The 24,385-nt window shown below is 47.6% G+C and carries 29 protein-coding genes; 13 read left to right on the plus strand and 16 right to left on the minus strand.

Going from position 1 to position 24,385, the window contains the following annotated elements; genetic code table 11:
- The 11 genes from CLC91_RS00735 to CLC91_RS00785 form a co-directional block, all read right to left on the minus strand.
- Complete coding sequence (locus CLC91_RS00735; RefSeq protein ID WP_095497041.1) at window positions 1–279, minus strand: HPr family phosphocarrier protein; 279 nt, start codon at window positions 277–279, stop codon at window positions 1–3.
- Window positions 276–1,118: an RNase adapter RapZ gene (gene rapZ / locus CLC91_RS00740; RefSeq protein ID WP_095497042.1), complete on the minus strand. Its 843-nt coding sequence runs from the start codon at window positions 1,116–1,118 to the stop codon at window positions 276–278. Before rapZ ends, CLC91_RS00735 begins: the two co-directional genes overlap by 4 nt.
- A complete protein-coding gene (gene ptsN, locus CLC91_RS00745) occupies window positions 1,115–1,561 on the minus strand; it encodes a PTS IIA-like nitrogen regulatory protein PtsN (RefSeq protein WP_095497043.1) in 447 nt (148 codons plus the stop codon). Before ptsN ends, rapZ begins: the two co-directional genes overlap by 4 nt.
- 1 nt (window position 1,562) lies before the next feature.
- Window positions 1,563–1,850 carry a ribosome hibernation promoting factor gene (gene hpf / locus CLC91_RS00750; RefSeq protein ID WP_095497044.1) on the minus strand — a complete coding sequence of 96 codons (288 nt, stop codon included), beginning with the start codon at window positions 1,848–1,850 and terminating at the stop codon, window positions 1,563–1,565.
- Between the two features lie 23 nt (window positions 1,851–1,873).
- Window positions 1,874–3,373 (minus strand): RNA polymerase factor sigma-54, encoded by a 1,500-nt coding sequence (locus CLC91_RS00755; protein ID WP_095497045.1) that lies wholly within the window; start codon window positions 3,371–3,373, stop codon window positions 1,874–1,876.
- An 82-nt stretch (window positions 3,374–3,455) separates the two neighbouring features.
- Window positions 3,456–4,187 (minus strand): LPS export ABC transporter ATP-binding protein, encoded by a 732-nt coding sequence (gene lptB / locus CLC91_RS00760; RefSeq protein ID WP_095497046.1) that lies wholly within the window; start codon window positions 4,185–4,187, stop codon window positions 3,456–3,458.
- 3 nt (window positions 4,188–4,190) lie between these two features.
- Window positions 4,191–4,742 (minus strand): lipopolysaccharide transport periplasmic protein LptA, encoded by a 552-nt coding sequence (gene lptA / locus CLC91_RS00765; protein WP_095497047.1) that lies wholly within the window; start codon window positions 4,740–4,742, stop codon window positions 4,191–4,193.
- Window positions 4,732–5,292, minus strand: coding sequence for an LPS export ABC transporter periplasmic protein LptC (gene lptC / locus CLC91_RS00770; RefSeq protein WP_095497048.1), 561 nt, complete (start codon window positions 5,290–5,292; stop codon window positions 4,732–4,734). The genes lptA and lptC overlap by 11 nt, the downstream gene beginning before the upstream one ends.
- Window positions 5,289–5,840 (minus strand): 3-deoxy-manno-octulosonate-8-phosphatase KdsC, encoded by a 552-nt coding sequence (gene kdsC / locus CLC91_RS00775; protein WP_095497049.1) that lies wholly within the window; start codon window positions 5,838–5,840, stop codon window positions 5,289–5,291. Before kdsC ends, lptC begins: the two co-directional genes overlap by 4 nt.
- Window positions 5,840–6,820 (minus strand): KpsF/GutQ family sugar-phosphate isomerase, encoded by a 981-nt coding sequence (locus tag CLC91_RS00780; RefSeq protein WP_095497050.1) that lies wholly within the window; start codon window positions 6,818–6,820, stop codon window positions 5,840–5,842. Before CLC91_RS00780 ends, kdsC begins: the two co-directional genes overlap by 1 nt.
- 25 nt (window positions 6,821–6,845) lie before the next feature.
- On the minus strand, window positions 6,846–7,823 hold the full coding sequence (locus tag CLC91_RS00785; protein ID WP_095497051.1) for a calcium/sodium antiporter: 978 nt from the start codon (window positions 7,821–7,823) through the stop codon (window positions 6,846–6,848).
- Between the two features lie 151 nt (window positions 7,824–7,974).
- Between CLC91_RS00785 and mlaF the strand changes: the two genes are divergently transcribed.
- The 7 genes from mlaF to murA are packed head-to-tail and all read left to right on the plus strand — an operon-like array spanning window position 7,975 to window position 12,544.
- The gene (gene mlaF / locus CLC91_RS00790) at window positions 7,975–8,790 is read left to right on the plus strand and encodes a phospholipid ABC transporter ATP-binding protein MlaF (RefSeq protein WP_233132549.1); all 816 of its coding nucleotides are present in this window, start codon (window positions 7,975–7,977) and stop codon (window positions 8,788–8,790) included.
- The gene (mlaE, locus tag CLC91_RS00795; protein WP_095497053.1) at window positions 8,783–9,562 is read left to right on the plus strand and encodes a lipid asymmetry maintenance ABC transporter permease subunit MlaE; all 780 of its coding nucleotides are present in this window, start codon (window positions 8,783–8,785) and stop codon (window positions 9,560–9,562) included. Before mlaF ends, mlaE begins: the two co-directional genes overlap by 8 nt.
- Before the next feature lie 4 nt (window positions 9,563–9,566).
- On the plus strand, window positions 9,567–10,040 hold the full coding sequence (gene mlaD, locus CLC91_RS00800) for an outer membrane lipid asymmetry maintenance protein MlaD (protein ID WP_095497054.1): 474 nt from the start codon (window positions 9,567–9,569) through the stop codon (window positions 10,038–10,040).
- Entirely contained in the window at window positions 10,040–10,708 is a 669-nt protein-coding gene (locus CLC91_RS00805) for an MlaC/ttg2D family ABC transporter substrate-binding protein (protein ID WP_095497055.1), read from the plus strand. Before mlaD ends, CLC91_RS00805 begins: the two co-directional genes overlap by 1 nt.
- Complete coding sequence (locus CLC91_RS00810; RefSeq protein WP_095497056.1) at window positions 10,708–11,010, plus strand: STAS domain-containing protein; 303 nt, start codon at window positions 10,708–10,710, stop codon at window positions 11,008–11,010. Before CLC91_RS00805 ends, CLC91_RS00810 begins: the two co-directional genes overlap by 1 nt.
- A gap of 21 nt (window positions 11,011–11,031) precedes the next feature.
- The gene (locus CLC91_RS00815; RefSeq protein ID WP_095497057.1) at window positions 11,032–11,283 is read left to right on the plus strand and encodes a BolA family protein; all 252 of its coding nucleotides are present in this window, start codon (window positions 11,032–11,034) and stop codon (window positions 11,281–11,283) included.
- Between the two features lie 4 nt (window positions 11,284–11,287).
- Window positions 11,288–12,544 (plus strand): UDP-N-acetylglucosamine 1-carboxyvinyltransferase, encoded by a 1,257-nt coding sequence (gene murA, locus CLC91_RS00820; RefSeq protein WP_095497058.1) that lies wholly within the window; start codon window positions 11,288–11,290, stop codon window positions 12,542–12,544.
- A gap of 41 nt (window positions 12,545–12,585) precedes the next feature.
- On the opposite strand, the gene CLC91_RS00825 is transcribed toward murA, so the two are convergent.
- From CLC91_RS00825 to CLC91_RS00845, 5 genes are all read right to left on the minus strand, one after another.
- The gene (locus CLC91_RS00825) at window positions 12,586–13,800 is read right to left on the minus strand and encodes a PepSY-associated TM helix domain-containing protein (protein WP_095497059.1); all 1,215 of its coding nucleotides are present in this window, start codon (window positions 13,798–13,800) and stop codon (window positions 12,586–12,588) included.
- Window positions 13,801–13,815: 15 nt separating this feature from the next.
- Window positions 13,816–15,942, minus strand: a complete 2,127-nt coding sequence (locus CLC91_RS00830) for a TonB-dependent siderophore receptor (protein ID WP_095499817.1) — start codon at window positions 15,940–15,942, stop codon at window positions 13,816–13,818.
- 182 nt (window positions 15,943–16,124) lie between these two features.
- Window positions 16,125–17,186 carry an outer membrane-stress sensor serine endopeptidase DegS gene (gene degS / locus CLC91_RS00835; RefSeq protein WP_095499818.1) on the minus strand — a complete coding sequence of 354 codons (1,062 nt, stop codon included), beginning with the start codon at window positions 17,184–17,186 and terminating at the stop codon, window positions 16,125–16,127.
- A gap of 147 nt (window positions 17,187–17,333) precedes the next feature.
- Window positions 17,334–18,683 (minus strand): Do family serine endopeptidase, encoded by a 1,350-nt coding sequence (locus CLC91_RS00840; RefSeq protein WP_095499819.1) that lies wholly within the window; start codon window positions 18,681–18,683, stop codon window positions 17,334–17,336.
- Window positions 18,684–18,862: 179 nt separating this feature from the next.
- Complete coding sequence (locus CLC91_RS00845) at window positions 18,863–19,252, minus strand: YhcB family protein (protein ID WP_095497063.1); 390 nt, start codon at window positions 19,250–19,252, stop codon at window positions 18,863–18,865.
- A 102-nt stretch (window positions 19,253–19,354) separates the two neighbouring features.
- On the opposite strand from CLC91_RS00845, the gene zapE reads away from it, so the two are divergent.
- The 6 genes from zapE (at window position 19,355) to CLC91_RS00875 (ending at window position 24,327) form a co-directional block, all read left to right on the plus strand.
- Window positions 19,355–20,464 carry a cell division protein ZapE gene (gene zapE / locus CLC91_RS00850; RefSeq protein WP_095497064.1) on the plus strand — a complete coding sequence of 370 codons (1,110 nt, stop codon included), beginning with the start codon at window positions 19,355–19,357 and terminating at the stop codon, window positions 20,462–20,464.
- A gap of 218 nt (window positions 20,465–20,682) precedes the next feature.
- On the plus strand, window positions 20,683–21,111 hold the full coding sequence (rplM, locus tag CLC91_RS00855; RefSeq protein ID WP_095497065.1) for a 50S ribosomal protein L13: 429 nt from the start codon (window positions 20,683–20,685) through the stop codon (window positions 21,109–21,111).
- A gap of 14 nt (window positions 21,112–21,125) precedes the next feature.
- Window positions 21,126–21,518 (plus strand): 30S ribosomal protein S9, encoded by a 393-nt coding sequence (gene rpsI / locus CLC91_RS00860; protein ID WP_095497066.1) that lies wholly within the window; start codon window positions 21,126–21,128, stop codon window positions 21,516–21,518.
- Between the two features lie 309 nt (window positions 21,519–21,827).
- The gene (gene petA / locus CLC91_RS00865; RefSeq protein ID WP_095497067.1) at window positions 21,828–22,421 is read left to right on the plus strand and encodes a ubiquinol-cytochrome c reductase iron-sulfur subunit; all 594 of its coding nucleotides are present in this window, start codon (window positions 21,828–21,830) and stop codon (window positions 22,419–22,421) included.
- Window positions 22,421–23,632 carry a cytochrome b gene (locus CLC91_RS00870; protein ID WP_095497068.1) on the plus strand — a complete coding sequence of 404 codons (1,212 nt, stop codon included), beginning with the start codon at window positions 22,421–22,423 and terminating at the stop codon, window positions 23,630–23,632. The genes petA and CLC91_RS00870 overlap by 1 nt, the downstream gene beginning before the upstream one ends.
- Window positions 23,632–24,327, plus strand: coding sequence for a cytochrome c1 (locus tag CLC91_RS00875; protein WP_095497069.1), 696 nt, complete (start codon window positions 23,632–23,634; stop codon window positions 24,325–24,327). Before CLC91_RS00870 ends, CLC91_RS00875 begins: the two co-directional genes overlap by 1 nt.
- The last annotated feature ends 58 nt before the right edge of the window (window positions 24,328–24,385 follow it).

Raw genomic sequence — 24,385 nt, forward strand, 5'->3', positions numbered from 1 at the left:
TTATTCGGCTTCGTCGAAACGGGCTTGTATTAACTGACATACGTCGGTAAGCGCTTGTTGAGCTTGAGGTCCCGTGGCAATAACCTCCACTTCTTTACCTAAACCGCTTTCGAGCATGAGCAAGCCAAGTACACTGTCTGCCGATGCGGTTTTATTGCCTTGCTTAAGGGTAACGTTGGCGTCGTATTGAACCGCTAATTTCGCCAGCAAGGTAGCGGCGCGCGCGTGTAATCCCAGCTTATTGCATATGGTGACTTTAGCGCTCAGTCGGTCGCTCATTCTAGTTCTCGATGGCGCACTTCAACTTTATGATTGCCGGCTTGAAAGAAGCTTGCGACTTTTTCTGCTAAATAGACCGAACGATGTTTGCCGCCGGTGCAACCAAAGGCAAAGGTTACGTAACTGCGGTTATTTTGCTCCAACTGAGGTAACCAAGTTTGGATAAACTCCTGCATTTGCTGATACAGCTTTTGCACGGTTTGTTGCTCATCGAGGTAATCGATAACCGGCTGCTCAAGGCCAGTATGGGGGCGCAGCTCTGGTAACCAATGAGGGTTGGGTAAAAAACGCACATCAATAACGTAATCGGCCTCCCTAGGTAAGCCATGCTTAAAGCCAAACGAAAGGAAAGTAAGTACTAACTCTTTGGGTACCGCCCCAAACAAGTTTTCTCTAATGGTGTCACTTAAGTCGTAAATGGTTAGGTTGCTGGTATCAACGTAATGATCGGCAATATTCGCCAGGGGCGCCAACAAGGATTTTTCGTCCTTAATGGCTTTCATCAGTGACGACTGGTATTTGTTAAGCGGATGCAGGCGCCGAGTTTCGGAATACCGTTTCAGCAAAACCTCATCTTCAGAGTGTAAGTAGAAGCTGGTGACATCGTACTGCTGTTTAAGGGTATTGAGTCGGTATTCTAATTGGTCGGAATTAATAGAGAGGTTGCGCACATCAATGCTAATTGCAACGCTGTCACAACGGCCATCAAGTTCTTCCAGTAGCGCTGGCATCAATGACAGCGGCAAATTGTCTACGCAATAGTAGCCTAAATCTTCCAGCACTTTCAGAGCGTATGATTTTCCAGAGCCACTGCGACCCGACACAATAACCAATTTCATTGCTCGCAAACCACCTCATATAGTTCGGCGTCGGTATGACTGCGTCGTAATTGTTTGCAGATGCGTTTATCGGTAAGGGTTGCAGCCATTTGCGACAAGGTTTTTAAATGCAATTGAGCATCATCGTTGGGAACGAATAGAGCAAACAGTAGATCCACCGGTTGGTTATCGATGGCGTCATATTGAATAGGTTCTTCGCACTTCACCAATACCGCAATGGGTTTGTCGATGTTGGTAAGCTTTCCGTGGGGAATGGCAATGCCGTTCCCTATGCCGGTGCTGCCCATTTTTTCTCGGGCTAGTAGCGCTTCAAAAATTTCTTGAGGTGTTAGCTCTGGCGCTTGCTCGGCGGCAAGTTCGCTGATGAGTTGCAGCACCTTCTTTTTGCTACCTGGGGTGGCGCAATGTGCGCACCCCGGTACCAATATGGTCTTAATTTCCATCTTAGTGTCTAGTTAACTTCTCTTTATGCTTGATGACTTGTCGATCAAGTTTATCAATTAAGGAATCGATTGCGGCGTACATATCGGAATGTTCGGACGTTGCAAAAACTTCACCACCGGGTAAGTGCACATTGGCTTCTGCTTTTTGCTGCATTTTTTCCACATTCAACACGACATGAACGTTGTTGATTTGGTCAAAGTGACGCTCCAGCTTGGCAAACTTAGTTTCCACATAATCTCTTAAAGAATCTGTGATTTCAACGTGGTGGCCAGTTAAATTGATTTGCATAAAACAACTCCTTGATGCTGACGTTACAAACTTTTTCGTTGGTTTGAAGGTGGAATTAATAAAGCTTCGCGATACTTTGCTATGGTACGTCGAGCAACTTTAATGCCTTGCTCTGCTAGAATCTGTGCCATTTTGCTGTCGCTAAGTGGCTTCTTCGGGTTCTCCGCGGCTACTAATTTTTTAATCAGTGCCCGAATGGCCGTCGAAGAGCATTCGCCTCCATCGTCGGTTCCAACATGACTGGAGAAAAAGTACTTAAGCTCAAAAATTCCCCTCGGGGTATGCATGTATTTTTGCGTGGTTACCCGAGAAATGGTTGACTCATGCATATCAACCGCCTCGGCTATATCGTTCAGTACCATGGGTTTCATGGCTTCTTCGCCATATTCAAAAAAACCTTGTTGGAACTTAACAATACAATTGGACACTTTTAATAAGGTTTCGTTGCGACTTTCTAAACTTTTTATAAACCAGCGGGCTTCTTGCAAATGGCCTTTAATAAATTGACTGTCGGATTTGCTTGTAGCCGAGTTGGCCATGGCCGCATATTGCTGGTTAACACCAATTTTAGGCATGCTATCAGGATTCAACTCCACCACCCAACGACCGTTCTTTTTGGAAACCGATACGTCCGGTACCACGTATTGATCGTCTCCTGCTTGAATCATAGCACCTGGATTAGGGTTCAGAGTTTTTATTAGATCAAGCGCCTGCTTAAGCTCGTTTTCTTTGAGCTTGGTTTTACGCATCAGTTGCCGAAAATCGCGAGTGGCCAACAATTCCATGTACTCTGAAACTAATAGCTTGGCGGCATCGAGGGAGGGCGTGTCATTGGCGAATTGGTTCAATTGAATTTGCAAGCATTCTTGCAATGAGCGAGCTGCCACGCCAATGGGATCGAAATGCTGAATACGCTTTAAGACCGCTGCGACCTCTTCGGCTTCCACATCGCTATCGCCAACCGCTTCAACTAAATCGTCGATGCTTTGGGTTAGATAACCCTTGTCATCAATGGCGTCAATAATGGCGGTAGCAATGGCTAGGTCAAGATCGCTAAAGGGCGTTAATTGCATTTGCCAGAGGAGGTGCGCATCTAAGCTGTCGCTGGTACTGCCTTGGAATACTTTGTCGTCGTCACGGGGGAGCGCCGACGATGGCGCGCTGGATGCCGAATACATTTCATCCCAAGTGGTATCCATTGGCAACTCATCGGCGATGGAGTCTTGATTGAGGGCTTCGTTAGTTTCTACGGTGCTGGTGTCAGCGGTTGCTTGGGCGCTGCTAGCACTCTCTAGGGGTTGCGGTTCGTCCTTAGCGCTGTTCACCGGTGTTACCGAGTCATCTTGGCTATCGACGACGCTCTCTTGAGAGTCTGCTTGCTCCAATAGTGGGTTAGCGTCGAGCGCTTCTTGAATTTCTTGCTGTAGCTCTAAAGAAGACAATTGCAATAAGCGAATGGCTTGTTGTAATTGTGGGGTCATTGTCAATTGCTGACCCAGCTTTAGCTGGAGAGACGCTTTCATGCTGCTAACGGTTATCCTTGTTATCGTTACTGGGTCATGAACATGGATTTGTGGGTAGGAACTAATTGCCCATACCCTTTAACTATAGCCTGAATTGTTCGCCTAAGTATACAGCCCGAACCTGTTGGTTGTTCAAGATGTCCTCAGGGGCCCCTTCGGCAATTAAAGCGCCATGACTAACAATGTATGCTCGCTCGCATACATCCAAGGTTTCACGGACATTGTGGTCGGTAATAAGTACCCCAAGCCCTCGAGATTTCAACTGCTCGATGATTTTCTTAATATCGATAACTGAGATCGGATCGACACCGGCAAAGGGTTCGTCAAGCAGCACGAATTTGGGGTTTGCCGCTAACGCGCGAGCAATCTCGACCCGACGTCGCTCACCGCCGGACAAACTCATGCCGGTGTTGTCGCGAATGTGGGTAATATGAAACTCTTCCAGAAGATATTCCAGCTCATCTTGGCGTTGCTTTTTAGTCAGCTCTTTGCGAGTTTCCAACACCGCCATAATGTTATCAACTACGGTCAGTTTGCGAAAAATGCTCGCTTCTTGAGGCAGGTAACCTATGCCTTTGCGCGAACGTTCGTGCATGGGCGCGAGCGTTAGATCTTCTTCATCGATGACGATGCGGCCTTTATCGCTTTTAACCAAACCCACCACCATGTAAAAGGTGGTGGTTTTACCGGCGCCGTTGGGACCTAACAATCCAATGACTTGGCCAGTTTTTACCTGCAAGCTTACATCTTTAACCACTTGGCGGCTTTTGTAAGACTTAGCAACATTGCTTACGGTAAGTGTCGATACTTTCATGAATTACTTTTCCTCAGACTGCTGCTGTTCTTGAGGTGGGGTTTTATCGCCATGATCCAGCTGCTGAGGCTGCAATATGGTAATAACCCGCTCATCGCTGTTCTCAGAGCCTTCAGCAATGATGCGTTGGGTTTCCATATTGTAGCGAATTTGATGCCCAGTAACCTTGTTACCGGTTTGCTCTAAGGTTGCTTCGCCTTCCATCACCAAGGTGTTGCTGGCAATATCGTAGCGAATTTCATTGGCAGAAGCATTGGCCGGTAGGCCGTTTTCCATCATTTGAGTGTAGGTGGCCGGTTGCCCAGTGGCAATAAGTACTTTAGCGGTTTTATCTTCGTTGGTTTGTGCCGTGAGGCGATTCGCTTTAATTTCCATGCTGCCTTGTTTAACGACTACATCTCCATCAAAAATGATCAAACTTTTATTGATGTCGGCGCTTTGGGTGTTGGAACGAATTTTTACTTCTTGCAAGTAATCTGCGCTAGTGGCTAATGCCGGTATCGATAGCCCAAAAGCCACGGCAAAAACAACGGCTCTTTTAATCTCATTCAACATGATAGGTTCCTTCAACTTGCTTGAGCAAATTGACCTTATTTTCGTTTAGGTCGGCGAATAAACCGACTCCGGTGAGGTCGAAGTCGTCGCCCTCAACAAACAATGCTTTATTGGAAGTCATTATCATACTGTTTAAGTCAACTTCCAAGTAGCTGGTGGTAATGTTCTTGATGGGCTCGTTAGGGCTTATGGCCTCAATAAGCACGCCCTCTTCAAGCAGAACGTTTTGAGTGTCGTTATTTAAGGTGCCGGTTTTAGCGCTTAATTGCCACTGCGAGCCGCCCTCATTTGGAAACACATTATAGCGAGGGGCGCCAAAAATGGTTAAGTTAAGTGCTTGATAATGCTCCATGCTGTCGGCGTGAACACGACTGCTTAGGTTGCCCGCTTCGTCGTAAACTCGAGAGTTCAGCTCGGTGGCAACAAAATCCGGTTGGTAAGTGCCATCATCGGCGGATGATTGATCCGCTGCCCGTTTTTGTTGCACCTGCCAATACAAACCGGTGGCAATGGCAAACATGAGTAAGGTAATGATGGTGACTCGGCTCATATGCTTAATCCTTTGGCGTCGTCGAGTTTATTTTGACTGAGCAATATCAAATCGGCCAGTTCGCGCACTGCGCCATGACCGCCATTAATGCTGGTGGTGAATAAACAGTGTTGGCGCACAATCGGGTGTGCATCGTTTACCGCGACGCTTAAGCCGACTTCTTGCATGACCGGTAAATCCACTAAGTCATCGCCAATATAAGCCACTTGTTCGCGGCGTAATTTAAGCTCGCTGATTAAGTTTTGGTAAACCGAAATCTTGTCTTCAATACCTTGGTAAATGTGTTCAATCCCAAGGGCTGTCATGCGCTGCTGTACAAGTGTTGATTTACGCCCTGTGATCACCGCGACGATGATATTGGCCGATTGCAGGGCTTTTACCCCATAGCCGTCGCGAGTGTGAAAGGCTTTTAGCTCTTCACCGCTGTTGCCTAGATAAATACGGCCATCGGAAAACACGCCGTCGACATCGCATATTAGCAGTTTAACTTGGCTTGCGGCATTCCAAACCTCGTCAGTTACAGGGCCATATAAGGTATTTTTACTCATTAAATAACTCCTGCTCTAACCAGATCCAACATGTTTAATGCGCCAATCGGACGCCGCTCTTCATCCACTAGCAACAAACCATTGATGTTGTGTTGCTCCATTAAGTTTAGTGCTTGAGCGGCCAAAACGTCGCCGTTTAAGGTAACGCAGTCGGTGGTCATCACATCAGAAATTGGGGTGTTGCGCAAATCCACACCAGCGTCAATAACACGGCGTAAATCGCCATCGGTAAATAAGCCCAGCAGTTGCTGTTGGTCATTCACGATGGCGGTCATGCCCAAGCCTTTAGCACTAATTTCTAGCAGGCTGGTGGCAATGGACTGGTCTGGGGTTACTCGCGGTAGGCCATCCCCTTTGTGCATAATATCGGACACTTTTAACAGCAGTTTACGCCCCAGTGAGCCGCCAGGATGTGAGAGCGCAAAATCGTCAGCGGTGAAACCGCGAGCTTGTAACAGAGCAACCGCCAGAGCGTCGCCCATGACCAGCGTAGCAGTGGTGCTTGATGTGGGGGCTAAACCAAGCGGGCAGGCTTCTTGCGGGACTTCAATGCACAGGTGAATGTCGGCAATGCTGGCTAGACTGGAACTGGGACGCCCAGTCATCGCGATCAGGGTCAAACCCATGCGTTTAATCACCGGCATCAAGGTTTGAATTTCATGGGCTTCGCCAGAGTTACTGATGGCGATGACCACGTCGTTTGCCGACAGCATACCTAAATCGCCGTGAGCGGCCTCTCCAGGGTGCACGAAAAAGGAAGGTGTCCCGGTGCTGGCCAAGGTTGCTGCAATCTTATTGCCGATATGGCCGGACTTACCCATTCCCATCACGATAACTTTGCCGTTAGCCTTTAAGATGGCTTTACAGGCCGCTACAAACTCGCTGGATTCTATGTATTGATAAAGGTTATCCAAGGCGGTCTTTTCGATATCGACAACCTGTTTGCCCCAATCGGTAAATTGTTTGTCCTGCAACGCCATAGGTCGATGCTCTCCAACTGATTTATTAACTTGAATATTGGCTGGTAAATATAAGGGTTTGATAGCCAACGAATAACGACAACAGCAATATGCCATGCCAACGTCTTAACTTAAACGGCTTGCCACCCATAATAAGTAATACGGCTAATAAGCCGCTGGTGGCGAGCATTACGTACAAATCTCTACCGGATGCATTGGCATCCATTTGGCTAGGCGCAATCAATCCAGGAATGGCCAATACCGCTAGAATATTGAAAATATTTGAGCCAACCACGTTGCCCACTGCTAAATCGTCTTCTTTTTTCATTAAGCTGGCAATGCTGGCGGCCAATTCCGGCAAACTGGTACCAACGGCGATAATGGTTAAGCCAATCATTAAGTCCGACATGCCAAAATGATGGGCGATACCCACTGCTCCAGTGACGAGCCAGTCAGAGCTCAACGGCAGAATTACGATACCAATGAGCAACCAAAATACCGCCGTCTTGGTGGATACGTCGGCAGGAATTTCGTCGTCCGCTTCTTGAGCAAAAGCATCCGGTGCATGTTCTCGCTGTCTAAAGGCATGCCAAATCAAGTAGCTCATGAGCAGCAAAAAGCCGGCTAATAACACCCCTGCTTCAATAAACGTAAGGAAACCGTCCCAAATGCACCATGCGGCGAGTAAACTGGCACCAAGCATCATTGGAATCTCTCGCATCAAAGTGCGTGAGTCTACCGCGACCGCTCTTACCGCTGCCGTAACGCCTAAGATAAGAGTGATGTTAGCAATGTTGGAGCCAATAACGTTGCCAATGGCGGTGTCTGGCCGTCCATCAAGCGAAGCCGTCGCCGCGACAAACATTTCCGGCGCGGAAGATCCCATGGCAACAATGGTTAGGCCGATAAGTAGCGGCGGCAATCCAAGATTACGAGCGAACGCGGATGCGCCATAAACAAATCGGTCAGCACTCCAAATGAGGGCCAGCAATCCGCCAATCAGTAAAGCTACGTTAATTAACATTATTAACCGTTCAAAATGATCGAATCGGCTATTTTCGCTGTTTCAGTAAACAATTGGAAGTATCGAAGCGCTAAACTTGTGTCGCGCTTAGCAAAAAGCGTAAACTTATACACTGTTTGCCGCTTTAGAATGCGGCTATTAGGCCGCCATAATGAGAAATAAAATGGGTCAAGGAACACCATTAATTGAAGTTAATCAGTTACGATTTAGTCGTGGTGATCGGGTCATCTTTGATGACATCTCGCTGACCATTCCTAAAGGCAAAGTAACCGCCATCATGGGGCCTTCAGGTATTGGTAAAACTACCTTATTGAAGTTGCTGGGTGGTCAGTTAGCTCCGGATAGGGGGGAAGTGCGGTTTGATGGCCACGACATAAATAAGCTAAATCGTAAAACGCTTTACCAAGTGCGACGTAGAATGAGCATGCTGTTTCAAAGCGGGGCGCTGTTCACCGACATGAACGTGTTTGACAACGTCGCCTTTCCGTTGCGAGAGCACAGTAATCTTCCCGACGAATTGATAGAAAAGTTGGTGCTAATGAAGCTGCAAGCGGTTGGCCTTCGTGGTGCCAGCAAGCTCATGCCCTCAGAGCTTTCCGGCGGCATGCAACGACGAGCTGCGCTGGCGAGAGCCATTGCCTTAGAGCCAGAGTTGGTGCTGTTTGACGAGCCGTTTACTGGGCAAGATCCGATTTCCATGGGAGTGTTGGTCAAACTCATTAAAGATTTGACTCAAGCGCTCTCGCTGACCTCTGTGGTGGTGTCGCACGATGTTGATGAGGTATTGTCCATTGCCGATTTTGTCTACGTAATTGCAGATAAACGCATCATCGCCGAAGGAACGCCCAAGCAATTGCAGCAACGGCAGGACCCAGAGTTGGTTCAGTTTTTACGTGGGCGCGCCGATGGTCCGGTTCCTTTTCACATGCAAGCACAGGACTACATGAAGGAGCTACAGGGTGATTGAATGGATTCGTAAAGTAGGGGTTAACACCTTAGCTTGGGTTGCAAGTCTTGGCCGAGCAACCTTAATGTTACTGTCGGCACTCATCGCCAAACCGACGCCTAAAAAGAGCTTTCCCCTGTTGGTGCGACAGCTGTACGTACTAGGAGTGCAGTCGGTTTCCATAATCGTGATTTCGGGTCTCTTTATTGGCATGGTCATTGGCCTACAAGGCTATACCATATTGGTCGGTTTTGGCGCCGAAGAAAGTTTAGGGCCTATGGTGGCACTGTCGTTGTTGAGAGAGTTAGGCCCGGTGGTCACGGCGCTGCTGTTTGCCGGGCGAGCGGGCTCTGCACTCACCGCAGAAATCGGCTTAATGAAGGCGACTGAGCAGCTATCCAGCATGGAAATGATGGCGGTAGACCCGCTGCGACAAGTAATTGCTCCGCGATTTTGGGCTGGAGTGATCAGCATGCCCTTGCTAGCCTTAATGTTTACCGCCGTTGGTATTTGGGGCGGTCAGTTGGTTGGGGTGGATTGGAAAGGCATCGACAGTGGTGCCTTTTGGAGCATTTTGCAGGCGTCGGTTGAGTGGCGCCAAGATATTGTGAATTGCATCATCAAAAGTACGGTGTTTGCTTTTGTCGTGACCTGGATTTCGGTTTACAAGGGCTATGACGCCACACCGAACCCAGAAGGAATCAGTCGGGCAACAACGGCAACGGTGGTGCATTCTTCGTTGGCGGTGTTAGCCCTAGACTTCGTCTTAACCGCAATTATGTTTGGGAAATAACAAGATGTCGAAACAACAAATGGAACTTTTGGTCGGTGGTTTTATCTTAGCAGGTATCGGGGCACTCTTGGTGCTGACCATTAAGGTAGCCAATGTCGACCTGAGCCAATCGAAAGACAGTTACTCGGTTGAGGCGGTGTTTGACAATATTGGCAGTTTAAAGGTCCGCTCTCCGGTTAAAGTGGGCGGTGTGGTTGTTGGTCGAGTAAGCGCCATTGAATTAGACCGGCAATTGTTGTCTCCCAAAGTCACCTTGCGTCTTGATGGCCGCTACCGAGATTTTTCAGAAAACTCCAGCGTGTCTATTTTGACGTCTGGATTGTTGGGCGAACAGTACGTTGGCCTAGAGCCGGGTTTTATTGATGAAGATACCGAATTATTAACAGACGGCGATACCATTCATGACACCCGATCAGCCATAGTCCTTGAAGATTTGATAGGGCAATTTTTATACAGCATGAAGTCGGATAAAAACTAATGAGCTATTTTTCCCGTTACCAACATTCTTTCCTTAGCTTTGTTTTGATTGTGTGTGCCTCGCTTATTTGCTCAAACGCAATGGCGGACGAGGTCAATCGCAACGACCCTTATGAAATGATGAAACAAGTGTCAGAGCTAACCTTTGAGCGTTTTCATCAAGACCAAGCTTTGATTAAAGAAGATCCTAACCATCTGAAAGTCATTGTACGCGAAGAGATGATGCCCTATGTCGATGGCCCATACGCTTCCTACAAAGTGCTTGGCCGTTATTTACGACAAACCACTAAGCCTCAGCGAGACGCCTTTGTTGAAGCCTTCAGTGACTACATGATTACCACCTATGCTCAAGCATTTACTGAATATACCAACCAACGGGTAACCTTTGCCCCAGCACAGGATTTCAGCCAACAAAAAATCGTGTCGGTTGGGGTCAATATTGTGGAAAGTGGGCGTCCTGACATTAAGCTGCAATTTAAAGCGCGTCGTTTAAAAAACGGTGAATGGAGAGCGTTCGATATGGTGGCAGAAGGCGTCAGTTTACTGGCCTCAAGACAGTCCGAGATCGGTGCGATGATTCGTCGCGAAGGCATCGACAAGGTTATTGAAGAGCTTGCCAGTAAAGGTGATATCGACATTCGCCCGAAACAAACGCGCAAGGCCAATTGATGATATCCACCGAACGACACGATACCTGTTTGCGGATAATGGGCGAGCTGAATCAGAGCCAGGTAGCAAAACTTGCGCAAACGGATGACTATCGCTTAGATAACGCGGTAGACTGTATCGACCTCAGTCAGGTTAGTTTTATTGATAGCGCCGGAGTGGCGCTGCTGGTGCACTGGTATGGACAACAAGGCGGTGCGTTAACATTCACCGGCGTGAGCTCTCAGCTCATTGATCTTGCTAACCTTTATGACTTACCCATTTTTTCAGCTGAGCCCTTTAATCCAGCCTCGGCTGACCAATAATTGAAACGATAGGATCGCTAAATGGATTGCGAACAGGTTAAAGCCATCTTAACTGACGCCATTACGGCTGAAGAGATTGTTGTAAAACAAGAAGGCACTCACTACAAAATCATCGTTGTTGATGACCAATTTGACGGCATGAGTCGAGTTAAACAACAACAAACCGTGTACGCTCCGTTGATGGAGAAAATTCAAGACGGTACGTTACACGCTATTACAATCAAAGCCTTTACGTCTGCTCAGTGGAAGCGCGAAAAGATTTTTAACGGATAGAACTTTGGATAAATTACAAATTAGCGCCAGCGGCCCATTAAAAGGGGCGGTGAGAATTTCTGGTGCAAAAAATGCTGCACTTCCTATTTTAATGGCGGGGGTGTTAGCCGAAGATGACTTCGTATTAAGCAATGTGCCGGAGCTTCGAGACGTTGCAACGACTTGCAAATTGCTTGAGTGTTTAGGTGCTCAAGTTCAGCAATCTGGCCACCAAGTCAGCATTAAACCGCAAGGCATTACCGAGTTTTGTGCGCCCTACGATTTAGTGCGCACCATGCGAGCGTCGATTCTCATTTTAGGGCCGTTATTGGCTCGCTTTGGTCAAGCTGACGTGTCGCTTCCTGGGGGCTGCGCTATTGGCGCGCGTCCGGTTGATTTGCACATCCAAGGCCTTAAAGCCATGGGTGCCGATATTGAAGTGGAAGACGGTTACATTAAAGCGCGGGTAGATGGTCGCTTGAAAGGCGCCAATATCTTTATGGACATGGTGAGTGTGACCGGTACCGAAAACTTATTGATGGCAGCGGTATTAGCCGATGGCGAGACTGTGATTGAAAACGCCGCTCGCGAGCCAGAAGTGGTGGATTTAGCCAACTGCCTGATGGCAATGGGTGCCAACATCAGCGGCGCAGGTACCGACACCATTCGCGTTCAAGGCGTAGAAAAACTCAGTGGTGTGAATTACCGAGTGATGCCGGATCGCATTGAAACCGGAACCTTTTTGGTGGCTGCGGCCATAACTCGAGGTGCCATTCGCTGTACTCATGCCGATCCAAAGTCGTTGGATGCAGTTTTGGCGAAGCTTGAAGAAGCCGGTGCCGAGATCAGCTGTGGTGACGATTGGATTGAATTGGATATGAAAGGGCAGCAGCCGCAAGCGGTGAGCATTAAAACCGCACCTTATCCAGCCTTTCCCACCGATATGCAGGCACAATTTTGTGTGTTGAATTGTTTAGCTCAAGGCAGCGGTACCATTACCGAAAACATCTTTGAGAACCGTTTTATGCACGTGCCAGAATTAGGTCGTATGGGTGCAAAAATGAGCTTAGAAGGGTCAACTTGTATCATTGAAGGGCAACAAAAACTCAATGCGGCTCAAGTGATGGCAACCGACCTGCGGGCGTCCGCCAGTTTGGTTATTGCAGGCTTGATGGCAGAAGGTAACACCATAGTTGATCGCATTTACCATTTAGATCGAGGCTATGAGCACATCGAAGACAAGTTCCAAGGATTGGGTGCTAAAGTCGTTCGAGTGAGTTAGCAAAAAAGCCTCTTACCCAAGCGGGCAAGAGGCCTTAACAATTATTGCGGCGCAGTCAATACGGGAGAGTATGGCGGCGTCGCTTTTCGTTCCGTCATTGTCGATTGCAGAGTTAAGTAAATGCTCGCCAGTACGATGGCAAGCGATACCCAGCCCCACAAACCAAGCCAGCCAAAACGACCGTTATTGTGCCTTTGAATGCGTTGGTAGCACATGCGCATACCGCTTAAGCAGAGGAACGTCAGAATGAGTCCAAAAGCCACCCAAATCAGTTTTACCTCTAATCCGCCAAAGTTGCCATAATGCAGGGGGTCCATGGTGTGGTCTAGACGATCCCAAAACGGCAACTCTTGGGCTTTGATGACTCGGGTAACCTCACCGGTTTCAACGTCGACGTTAACGGTGTTGGCCCGTTCACGAATCAATATTGTGCCATCTTGCCCCCACGCGACAAAACGTGCCTTGCTGTTTCTTGGATAGAAAAAACGGGTCACCGCAAGCTCGGGTCGTGCTTCTTCAACGCGGGTTAGTATTGTATCGAGGTACAACAGAGAAGCTTGTTCTGCCGGCTGCTCTATTTGCGCAGAACCACCACGAGGTCCCTTAGTTTGTCCAAACTTTGATACGGCATCGTAAAAGTACCAGAGGCCCGACAATGCCATTATCAGTACGAACCAAAAGCTGGTTAACCCAAGCCATTTGTGCCAATCCGCCCAACTAGAGCGCTTGGCGTTAAGCTTTTGTTTGGGCAGTTTGGTAAACCCTTGCCACCATTTTCGATACACAAAAGGGGCTGTAATCAGCAAACCTAGTAGACAGATTGAGGTAGCCGTAACAATAATCGAGCCCCATTTGGGGATGGATAAATTGGCGTGCAAGCGCTTCAAAAAGCTCGCAATTCGTGACGGACTGCCTTCGCCGGTTAATTCGCCGGTCGCTTGATCAAAATAGACGTAAAGAGTCTTGCCATCTTTTATCAAATAGATTTCACCGGCGAGGTAGCTTTGAGGCCTTACTCTACCCCCGTGAATTTGCCAGCCGGGATACTGTTGACGAAGATTGTTTTCCGCCGCTACCCAGTTAACTTTTTCAAAAGGCTCTGAGCTGACGCCGCGATACTTACTGTCCCAGATATATTGTAGCTCGTAGCTTACGGTGGCTAGGGTGCCGGTAAAGCACACCCACGCCAGTAAAATCGAGAAAACGAATCCGAAATAGTGATGAAAGTTAAACCACTGTTTTGCATTAAGTTTCATTGATGCAATTAGCCTTTAAAACGCCATGGATACAGAGGCTTTGAAGTAGCGCCCCTGTCCTGCAGTTACATCGCTGTATGAGCCGCCGTCTAAATAATCAACATCTAAAAGGTTCTCTACATTGACTCGAAAATCCATTTGGTAATCGTTTATTTTCCATTGGTATGAGGCGCCAGCATCAAAGCGCGTGTAAGCATCTTTAGTGATGGTGTTTTCAAGGTTGGCGTAGCGCTCACCAACGTGCACCATACCCAAATTAAAGGCCAGATTGTCACTCATCAAGTAACGAGCCCAGGCGTTAGCGCTGAACTTGGGCGCATCGATTGGGGTATTATCTTGATACAGGTTGTGCTCAACGTATTTGGCGTCAAGGGTCATGGCAGAGGCCATCAAAAACCACTTTTCTGAAAGGCGACCGGCAGCAGAGGCTTCAAAACCGCGATGTCTTTGTTCACCATCTTGAAGGGTAATGGTTTCTTCGGGCTTGGTTGGGTTTTCGGTATCCAAGGTCAATACGATGTTGGTTTTGCGAATATCAAAAGCCGCCGCGGTTAGCATTAATCCACCGTTGAACAATTCGACTTTGGCACCCAATTCAATGGACTTAGACAGCTCTGGATCCAAGTTTTTACCAAAGTTCAAATCGTCTTGATCCGTCACAATGGTATTCGGTTCGAAGCTTTCAGAATAGTTGGCGTAAATGGAAGAGTTTTCACTGGGATGATAAATCAATCCAAAACGGGGCAAGAAAGTGTCGCTGTCGCCTAAGCCATCGCCGCTTTCGTTAATGTCTTGGCGATACTGGTCGAAACGGCCGCCTATGAGCACTTGCCAATGTTCATTCAGAGTCATTAAGTCTTGAAAGTAGACACCGTAGTAGATGTATTCTGAAGGCACCCCTTTGTCCACCGTGTTAAAGTCTAAATCCGGTGCCGGTGGTAAAGGCTGACCTGGGGTAATGGTCATGGCAGCGCCACGGTCGCGACGGGTTTGGTAAAAATAATCTACGCCGTTGAAACCAACCAGTAGGTTATGGTCAACACCAAAAGCTTGCGCCTCGCCGGTTAAATCAACATAAAAGGTTTTGTATTGCCAATCATCTTCACGGTCGAATGGGCTAATGGTGTAGGTTTCTACCCCCGTGTTTGGATCGACATTGTAGGAACTGGCACTCGGGAGTGAATCGAAACGTTGTCGATAAAACAGTTGATGGTTAGCGCCCATTTTTAGTTGAAAATCGGAGCCAAGATAAATGGTGAGATCCGCACCGTAGTTTTGGATTTCGTTATCTGTGTAGGCCCATGGCATATCCCAAACTCGGTCTTTGCCGCCAATAAGGTTACCATCGTCGTCGAGCCAACCACCAGAGTCGATTCCGGCTTTATCTTTGGTGATGTCATAATGAACATTGAGCATACCCCAGTTACCAAGATCGCCTTCTAACTGGAAGGAACCCAAGGCGCGGTCTCTAGAATTGTCTGAACCGTCTTGGTATTGACGCCAAGAGTTAGTGTCTTGCTTTACGATAACCGCTCGCCCGCGCAAAGTTCCGGACTCGTTGAGTGCGCCGCCAAAGTCACCTTGAAAGCGAGTGCTACCGTATTCATCGGTGTCAAAGCCTAGGTTAGCAACAGTATGGTAAGTGGGCTTTTTGGTGACCATATTAATTAAGCCACCTGGCGCGGATTGGCCATAGAGCATGCTAGATGGGCCTTTTAATACTTCTACCCTTTCCAATATTTCAATGGGGTGAACAAAATGAGACCAAACCTGCTGCCCATCTTTTAGGTAACCGCTACCGGAAGACGCTTCAAAGCCACGTAAATTGAACACTTGGCGATTCCACTTGGTTGAGCCGGCACTGACACTGGAGTCATTCAGCAGTACATCACCTAGGGTGCTGGTGAGCTGTTCGTCCATAACGATTTCTGGAATGACTGAAATAGACTGTGGTGTATCTAATATCTCCATAGGGGATCGCATTGCCCCTGAAGCACTGTCAGGGTTGTAGTCGACAAAGGTACGCCCTTTAACTTGGATCACTTCGTCAACCTGCCCAGAAGGGGTGGCCGCTTGTTCTTCGGCGAAACTGATGTTGCTTAGGCTTGCTAATACAGCCAAGGAAATGCACGTTTTATTCATTATCTACATCCACTGCTAATCTGTCTCTTGTCAATGAGACTCATTGGTTTGAACAGCAATGTATAGATATGCGAGAATAGATCAACAAATGATAATTATTATCATTTGCATTTGCGAGTTAGGTCACAAGTTTTAGTGGTTGTGGTTAACTTTTAGACAGAGTTTGTGCCGCTTAGAAGCCATTATTTCAACTCAGCAATAATCACGGTTACAGAATACAGCTTGCCGGCTCGATTAATGGTGAGCTCTAATTCACTACCTGGCGCGCTTTCAGCAATATAGTCTTTTAATGCAGGGGCATTGGTAACGCGCTTATCTGCGTATCCAGTGATGATGTCATCTGGACGAATGCCAGCCGCCGCGGCAGGACCATTGGGATCAACAGCGGTTACTTGGATACCTTGAAGGTTAGGTAGATTGAGCATTTGTCGCCAGCGCGGGTCGATAGGGCCCCCTTGGATGCCAATTTCACCACGAATAACACGACCGTTTGCAATGAGCTTGCGCATAATGTCGTTGGCCAGCTGCAACGGAATGGCGAAGTTGATGCCATGGCCACCGCCTTCAGCTGCGATTTGGAAGGCGGCGGTGTTAATACCCACAAGCTGGCCGTTGGTGTCGATCAACGCACCGCCACTGTTACCTGCGTTAATCGCTGCGTCCGTTTGCAAAAAATCTTGTTGGCCGGTCACACTCATACCCACACGGCCCGTGGCACTGATGATGCCCTGAGTAATGGTTTGGCCAAGATTATACGGGTTACCAATCGCCAGCACTACGTCACCTACTTGAGTGGTAGCGTCTAGGGAATAGGGCACCACAGGCAAGTCTTCTCCTTCGATACGCAATACCGCTAAATCCGTGAGCGGGTCGGTGCCTACCACATCGGACACAAACTGACGACCATCTTGTAAAGCGACGAGAATTTGGTCTGCCTGAGAGACCACGTGGTAGTTGGTTAAGATAAAGCCCTTAGAGCTCATAATGACACCACTGCCCAACCCTTGCAGCTGAGGGCGAGCTAAGGCGCGAGTCTTACGAAGACTGTAAATGTTTACGACGGCGGGCGCCGCTTGACGAACCGCGTTAGCAAATGACAGCTCTTTGCTTTGGGAAGCAAGGTTAAAGCTAAAGGGTAAAGGCTGCTTATTTATTAAAGGCACCACCACCAATATGATGGCTGCAATTGAAAGTCCCATAGCAACGGCTTTAACAATATAGAGAATAATGCCTTTAATTTTCATGGTGTTGGTCACTTAGGCTTGCGCAAACAGGAGGCGTATAACATCTATGTTATCACCTTATTAGCACACAAATTAACAAAATAGTGGGTTAGTTCAAAATACAAAAAACCGGCACAGGCCGGTTTTTTGTAAGCATGCGTGTTCGCATTATCTTAGTACGATATACAGTTGTGAGTTATCGCGTTTAACATTTAAAGCAATGGCGCCTTGGGTGTCGTCTAAGGTATCGCGAAGCGATTTCAAGCCTTTGATACGAGTTCGGTTGACGCCAAGAATTTCGTCTCCTTTCTTAAGCCCTACCGCAGCAGCAGGACTGTTCGGAGCGACTTCTCGAATGATCACCGAATTATCGCCATTGGCTAAGGTGGCACCGGTTAAGCTTGGGTGCATGTTTTCGGCACTGGCGGTTTCCATGTCGGCTTGCGCTAGGGTTACCTTAAAGTTTTTCTTTTTGCCATCACGAATCACCCCTAAGGTGACTTTTGCTCCGGCACCGTAGGTACCCACTTTAGCTCGCAGCGCTTGGAAAGATTTAATAGGGTTACCATTGATGCTGACAATGATGTCGCCGGCTTCTAGCCCGGCTTCAGCTGCAGCGCTGTCTTCCATTACTTGGCTTACGAAGGCGCCGTGTTTAGTTTCTAAGCCAAACGCTTGTGCCAACTCATTGTCGAGCTCGCGTCCGAGCACGCCCAGAACGCCGCGACGAACTTCGCCAAATTCAAGGATTTGGTCAACCAGGTTGTCCACCATATTAATTGGGATGGCAAAGCCAATACCTACGTTGCCGCCACCTGGGGCAACAATAGCCGTGTTAATACCCACCAACTCGCCTCTTAGATTCACTAAGGCGCCACCGGAGTTTCCGCTATTAATGGCGGCGTCGGTTTGAATGAAGTTTTCAAGGCTTTCAATGCCCAGTCCACTGCGGCCTAAAGCGCTCACGATGCCCGATGTCACGGTTTGACCAAGGCCAAAGGGGTTACCAATCGCCACCGTAAAGTCACCCACTCGAACCTTGTCTGAGTTAGCTTTGTGTACTTGGGTAAGGCGCTTGGCTTCAATTTGTAGCAACGCCACGTCGGAATCGGAGTCGGAACCAATGAGCTTAGCTTCAAATTCTCGACCATCGTTCAGACCAACTTTGATGGTATCTGCACCATCAATGACGTGGTGGTTGGTAACAATATAGCCTTTATCGGCGTCAATAATGACACCAGAGCCTAATCCTCGAAATGGGCGTTCGCGCACTTGTTCTTCAGGCGCATTGGGGCCAAAGAAGTAGCGGAACATTTCTGGAACGCGTTGGCGTGATACTTGAGTGCCATTTACACTGATGGATACCACGGCCGGGGTAACGTTTTCCAACATGGGCGCTAAGCTCGGTAATTGCTGGCCATCCACCGCCATTGGAAGGGCGGCGCTAGCGGGTAGCGAAGCTAAGCTGACAGTCGTTGATAAGATAGCTGCACTTGCTAACAGTACGCGTTTTTTCATATACGGCTTTTCTCCAATACGGCAATTATTATGATTAACAAGGAGTTGTTAAGTTGAGACTCACCTTAAATCGATTAGTTCCCTTTAGCTATGTGGCCACCCCTGGACAATTTCAATGGCCAGTAGAGCAAGCCTTTAAATTTTAGCCAAAAAAAAGCCGCGAAGAGCGGCTTTTTATATTATTTAACTTCCCGCAGACCAGGGGGGGCAATGATTTGTTGAGATCCTTGAACGTAATCCTTGGGGGGTAACTTAGCGGGATCTTGACCATCTTCTATGCTGGCTGGAGTAAATGTAACTAATTGTTTTTCAGGCTCGCTGCCAAGCATGTTTTTAGCCGATTCGTTCCAATGGCTGTTAAGGCGATTGATTTGGTCGGTTATCTGTTCCAATATCTCATGGGTTTGATCGAAGTGGTCGCTCACTTCTTGCTTTTGTTGCTCTAGTGCAAATCTCGCCTGATCCAACTGTGAGCTCGACTCACTGCCGGTTTTACTCATAAGTGAACGAGCCACATAGCCGCCAACGCAACCAACAATAAATGCGGCAATCACTAATGCCCAATCCATATTTACTCCTTAAAAAAATAGCGCTTTCGCTCACTATACCGTGCAACTTTGTGACATGGTACTATTGCCTGCCACAAGCCTACAAGGAAGAGAACTACCCAAGTGCAAACCAAGTCGCCGCTGCAACAGTATCAGTCTGATTTACAACGTCCCGATTTTCATCCGGATGCGGCCCAGCAAAAAGCCGTAGAAGCTTTACAACGATTGTATGACGAACTTACCACAAAGGCTAATTCGACCAGTTGGTTTGCTTCTTTGACGGGCAAGCTTATGGGCAAGCAGGCAGGCAGCATTCAAGGTTTGTATTTTTGGGGAGGCGTGGGTCGAGGTAAGACGTATCTGGTGGATATGTTTTATCACGCCTTACCTGGTACTCAGAAATTGCGGGCTCATTTCCACCGATTTATGCACCGTGTTCATCAAGCGTTGGAAGCTAACAAAGGTGAAGTGGATCCGTTAATAAAAGTGGCCGATGAACTGGCGAAACAATATCAAATCATTTGCTTCGATGAGTTTTACGTCACCGACATCACTGACGCCATGATCCTAGCAACCTTGTTCGAAGCCTTATTTGAGCGCGGTGTCATTTTAGTTGCCACGTCGAATATTGAGCCGGACAACCTTTATCGCAACGGCTTGCAACGGGCTCGTTTTTTACCCTGTATCGATTTAATTAAACGCCATTGTCAGGTCATGGAGTTAGATTCCGGTATCGATTATCGGTTGCGCACGCTCAAGCAGGCCGAAATTTATCACTGGCCACTGGACGACATCGCTCATCAGCAGTTGCACAGTTATTTCGAACAGTTGGCACCTGAGCTTGGCACCCAAGGCCAGAGCATTGCCATTGAAGGACGCAACATCGACACGATTCGTCAAGCCGATGGCGTACTGCTGGTGGATTTCTTAGCCATGTGCGATGGCCCCCGCAGTCAGCGCGACTACATGGAAATCGCCCGCATATACCATACGGTATTGCTGAGTAATGTTGAACAAATGGGAAGCTTACAGGGCGGCGACGACATTGCTCGCCGTTTTCTCGCCTTGGTGGATGAATTTTACGATCGCAATGTTAAGTTAATCATGTCCGCCGAAGTGGAACTTAACCAACTATACCGTGGTGGCGGGCTCGAATTTGAGTTCAAACGTTGTGTTTCGCGGTTAATCGAAATGCAATCTCACGACTACTTAGCACAGCCCCACCTGCCTTAGTACTCACTTCTGTTGCTAAGAGTAAAAAAAGGGTGATTTTTAAACCGCATTTGTCTATAATTCGCGGCCTGCCCACGTTATAGCCATTGAAAAATGGTGATTTTCGCCGAGAAAGGCTCTCGAAGGGGTGCCCGAATACGGCAAATTTATTAGTTAGTTCAAAGAGTTAATCTTTTTCTAACTGTGTGACAGAAATTTATTTATTGGGTTAAAGTTAAATGAAAACTTTTACTGCTAAACCAGAAACCGTAAAACGCGACTGGTATGTTGTTGACGCAAACGGCAAAACTTTAGGTCGTTTGGCTACTGAAATTGCTACTCGCCTACGCGGTAAGCACAAGCCAGAATACACTCCGCACGTTGACACTGGTGACTACATTGTAGTTATCAATGCTGACAAAGTTACCGTAACTGGTAACAAAGCGAAGGGTAAAATGTACTACTCGCACACTGGTTTCCCAGGCGGCATCAAGGAAATTAGCTTCGAAAAGCTGATCGACAAGAAGCCTGAAATGATCATCGAGAAAGCAGTTAAAGGTATGTTGCCAAAAGGTCCTCTTGGACGCGCAATGTTCCGCAAACTGAAAGTTTACGCAGGCGCTGAGCACAACCATGCTGCACAGCAACCACAAGTTCTTGATATCTAAACGGGATTAGGCAAATGGCTGAAAATCAGTACTACGGCACTGGCCGTCGCAAAAGCTCTACCGCTCGCGTATTCGTTAAAGCTGGTAGCGGCAACATCACAGTAAACAACCGTTCTTTGGATGTTTACTTCGGTCGTGAAACTGCTCGTATGGTTGTTCGTCAACCTCTAGAGCTAGTTGAACTACTAGAAAAATTAGACATCAACGCTACTGTTAAAGGTGGTGGTACTACTGGTCAAGCGGGTGCAATCCGCCACGGTATTACTCGCGCTCTTATGCAGTACGATGAGTCACTACGCCCATCTCTACGTAAAGCTGGCTTCGTTACTCGTGACGCACGTCAAGTTGAGCGTAAGAAAGTTGGTCTACGTAAAGCACGTCGTAAACCACAATTCTCTAAGCGTTAATTTTACGCTTACAGGATGGCGAAAAGACCCGGCCTTTTGGTCGGGTTTTTTATTGGATTTAAATCTTCAGAGAGTAATTTTTAGCCGATTGACAGGCGGTCGACATCAACAAAACAGCAGTTTAATAGCCTTTTATCGACAAACCTGAGAAAAAAGCATCAAACGCACTACATAAGTTGCCAAAGTAACTATGATCCTTGTCTAATTTTTCGTTATAATGAGCGCGCTTTTGCAAACTAGGCAAAAGCGGGAGTCACCTCTCGAATAATATAACTATAAGATTCCTACACCCTCATGGGAGATAATTGGATGAGCAATGCGCCTGTCGATAATGGACGCCGCCGATTCCTGACTGCAACCACCGCTGTAATTGGTGGTGTTGGTGCTGTTGGAGTAGCAGTACCTTTCATTAAATCTTGGAATCCAAGCGCCAAAGCGAAAGCTGCCGGTGCTCCGGTCGAAATTGATCTAAGTAAGGTAGAGCCTGGACAACTGATCCGGGTTGAATGGCGAGGCAAACCTGTATGGGTTGTGCGTCGTACACCTGAAGTGTTAAGTAAGTTAAAAGAATTGGATGGCCAGTTACGGGATCCTAATTCAGAAGAGCCACAACAACCAAGTTATGCAACTAACCCAACGCGTGCAATTAAAGACGAGTTCTTTATTGCGGTGGGTATTTGTACGCACCTTGGCTGTTCGCCAACGTATCTTCCCGATACCTTTGGTGAGCAAGTACAGGGCGTGCCTTCGGGCTTCTTCTGCCCGTGTCACGGTTCCAAGTTTGATATGGCTGGGCGCGTGTTCCAAAGCGTACCGGCGCCATTGAACTTAGTAGTACCGCCGCACCAGTATGTTAACGACACCACGGTTATTGTGGGTGTCGACCAGGAGGGTAATGCGTAATGGACAAGTTACTGGATTGGGTCAATGCTCGCATTCCGATGACGGCAACCTATAACAAGCATATTGGTCAATACCCAGCACCAAAGAACTTCAACTTTTGGTACTTTTTTGGCTCTTTAGCCATGTTAGTGCTGGTAAACCAGCTATTAACCGGTATTTGGTTGACCATGAACTACGTACCAACCGCCGAAGGTGCGTTCGCATCGATTGAATACATCATGCGTGATGTTGAGTACGGTTGGTTGCTACGATACATGCACTCAACCGGCGCTTCCGCCTTCTTCGTGGTTATCTATTTGCACATGTTCCGCGGCTTAATTTACGGTTCGTATCAAAAGCCTCGTGAATTGCTGTGGATTTTTGGCATGTTGATCTTCTTGATACTGATGGCCGAAGCCTTCATGGGTTACCTGCTGCCTTGGGGACAAATGTCTTATTGGGGTGCTCAGGTAATTATTTCACTGTTTGGTGCGATTCCTGTGATAGGCGATGATCTCACCCTGTGGATCCGCGGTGATTACGTCGTATCAGGAGCAACCCTAAACCGCTTCTTTGCTTTGCACGTTATTGCATTGCCATTGGTATTGGTTGTGTTGGTATTCCTGCACATTATTGCACTGCACGAAGTGGGTTCTAATAACCCTGACGGTGTAGAAATTAAGAAGAATAAAGATGAAAACGGATGGCCAGTAGACGGCATTCCTTTCCATCCTTATTACACAGTGAAAGACATCTTTGGTGTCGCTGGTTTCTTAATCTTCTTCTGCTATGTAATTTTCTTCATGCCAGAAGGCGGTGGTTACTTCTTAGAGAAGCCAAACTTTGAAGCCGCTAACCCGCTGAAAACGCCTGAGCACATTGCTCCAGTTTGGTACTTCACGCCATTCTACGCCATGTTGCGAGCGGTACCTGACAAGCTGGGTGGTGTGATTGTAATGGGTGCGGCAATTGTTATCTTGTTCCTATTGCCTTGGTTAGACCGTTGCAAAGTGAAATCGATTCGTTACCGCAGTAATCTGCATAAGTTGAACATTGCACAACTGAGCGTTAGCTTCATCGTGCTGGGTGTTTTAGGTGCGCTACCTGCGGATCCTGTTAAAACGCTTATGTCTCAAATTTTCACTTTGTTGTACTTCGGATTCTTCGGCTTCCTGTGGTTATACAGTAAGAATGAAAAATGTAAGCCAGTGCCAGAGAGGGTAACCAAATAATGAAAAAATTATTAATCGCCATTATTGCCCTAATACCTAGCCTAGCGCTTGCAGCGGGGGGAGCTCCGGTTCCATTTAAAGCCAACATCGACTTGCATGACACTGAATCATTGCAGCGCGGTGCAAAAGCTTTTATGGAAAACTGCTTTGCCTGTCACAGCACTAAGTACCAGCGTTATGGTCGTGTTGCAGAAGACTTGGATATTCCTGTTGATGTGATGCGTAATGAGTACATCTCTACCGGTGCCAAAATTGGCGAGTTGATGGAAAACTCTATCGATCCGGAAGATGCAGCCAAATGGTTTGGTGCTGCGCCACCAGATCTAACCTTGGCCGCTCGTGTGCGTGGTGAAGACTGGGTATACAGTTACCTAAAATCTTTCTACAAAGACGAAAGCCGTCCATTTGGTTCTAACAATACCGTATTCCCATTAGTGGGTATGCCACACGTACTCGAGCATTATCAAGGTGTTCCTGTGTTGCAAGAAGACGGTACCATTGTTGCTGAAGGCGGCAGTATGACGGCTGAAGAGTATGATCAGTTAGTCCGAGACATTACCGGATTTATGGTGTACAGCGCAGAGCCCATCAGGCTAGAGCGTGAACGCCTAGGTAAATGGGTGCTTGGCTTCTTATTCATATTCTTGATCGTCAGCTATTTGTTGAAGAAAGAATACTGGAAAGATGTGCATTAATTGCCATTAACAGGTAAAATGCGCTGTTTAGTTGTTCGAGGGGCTTAAGCCCCTCGTT

The organism is Paraferrimonas haliotis, assembly GCF_002282895.1.
Lineage (GTDB): Bacteria > Pseudomonadota > Gammaproteobacteria > Enterobacterales > Shewanellaceae > Paraferrimonas > Paraferrimonas haliotis.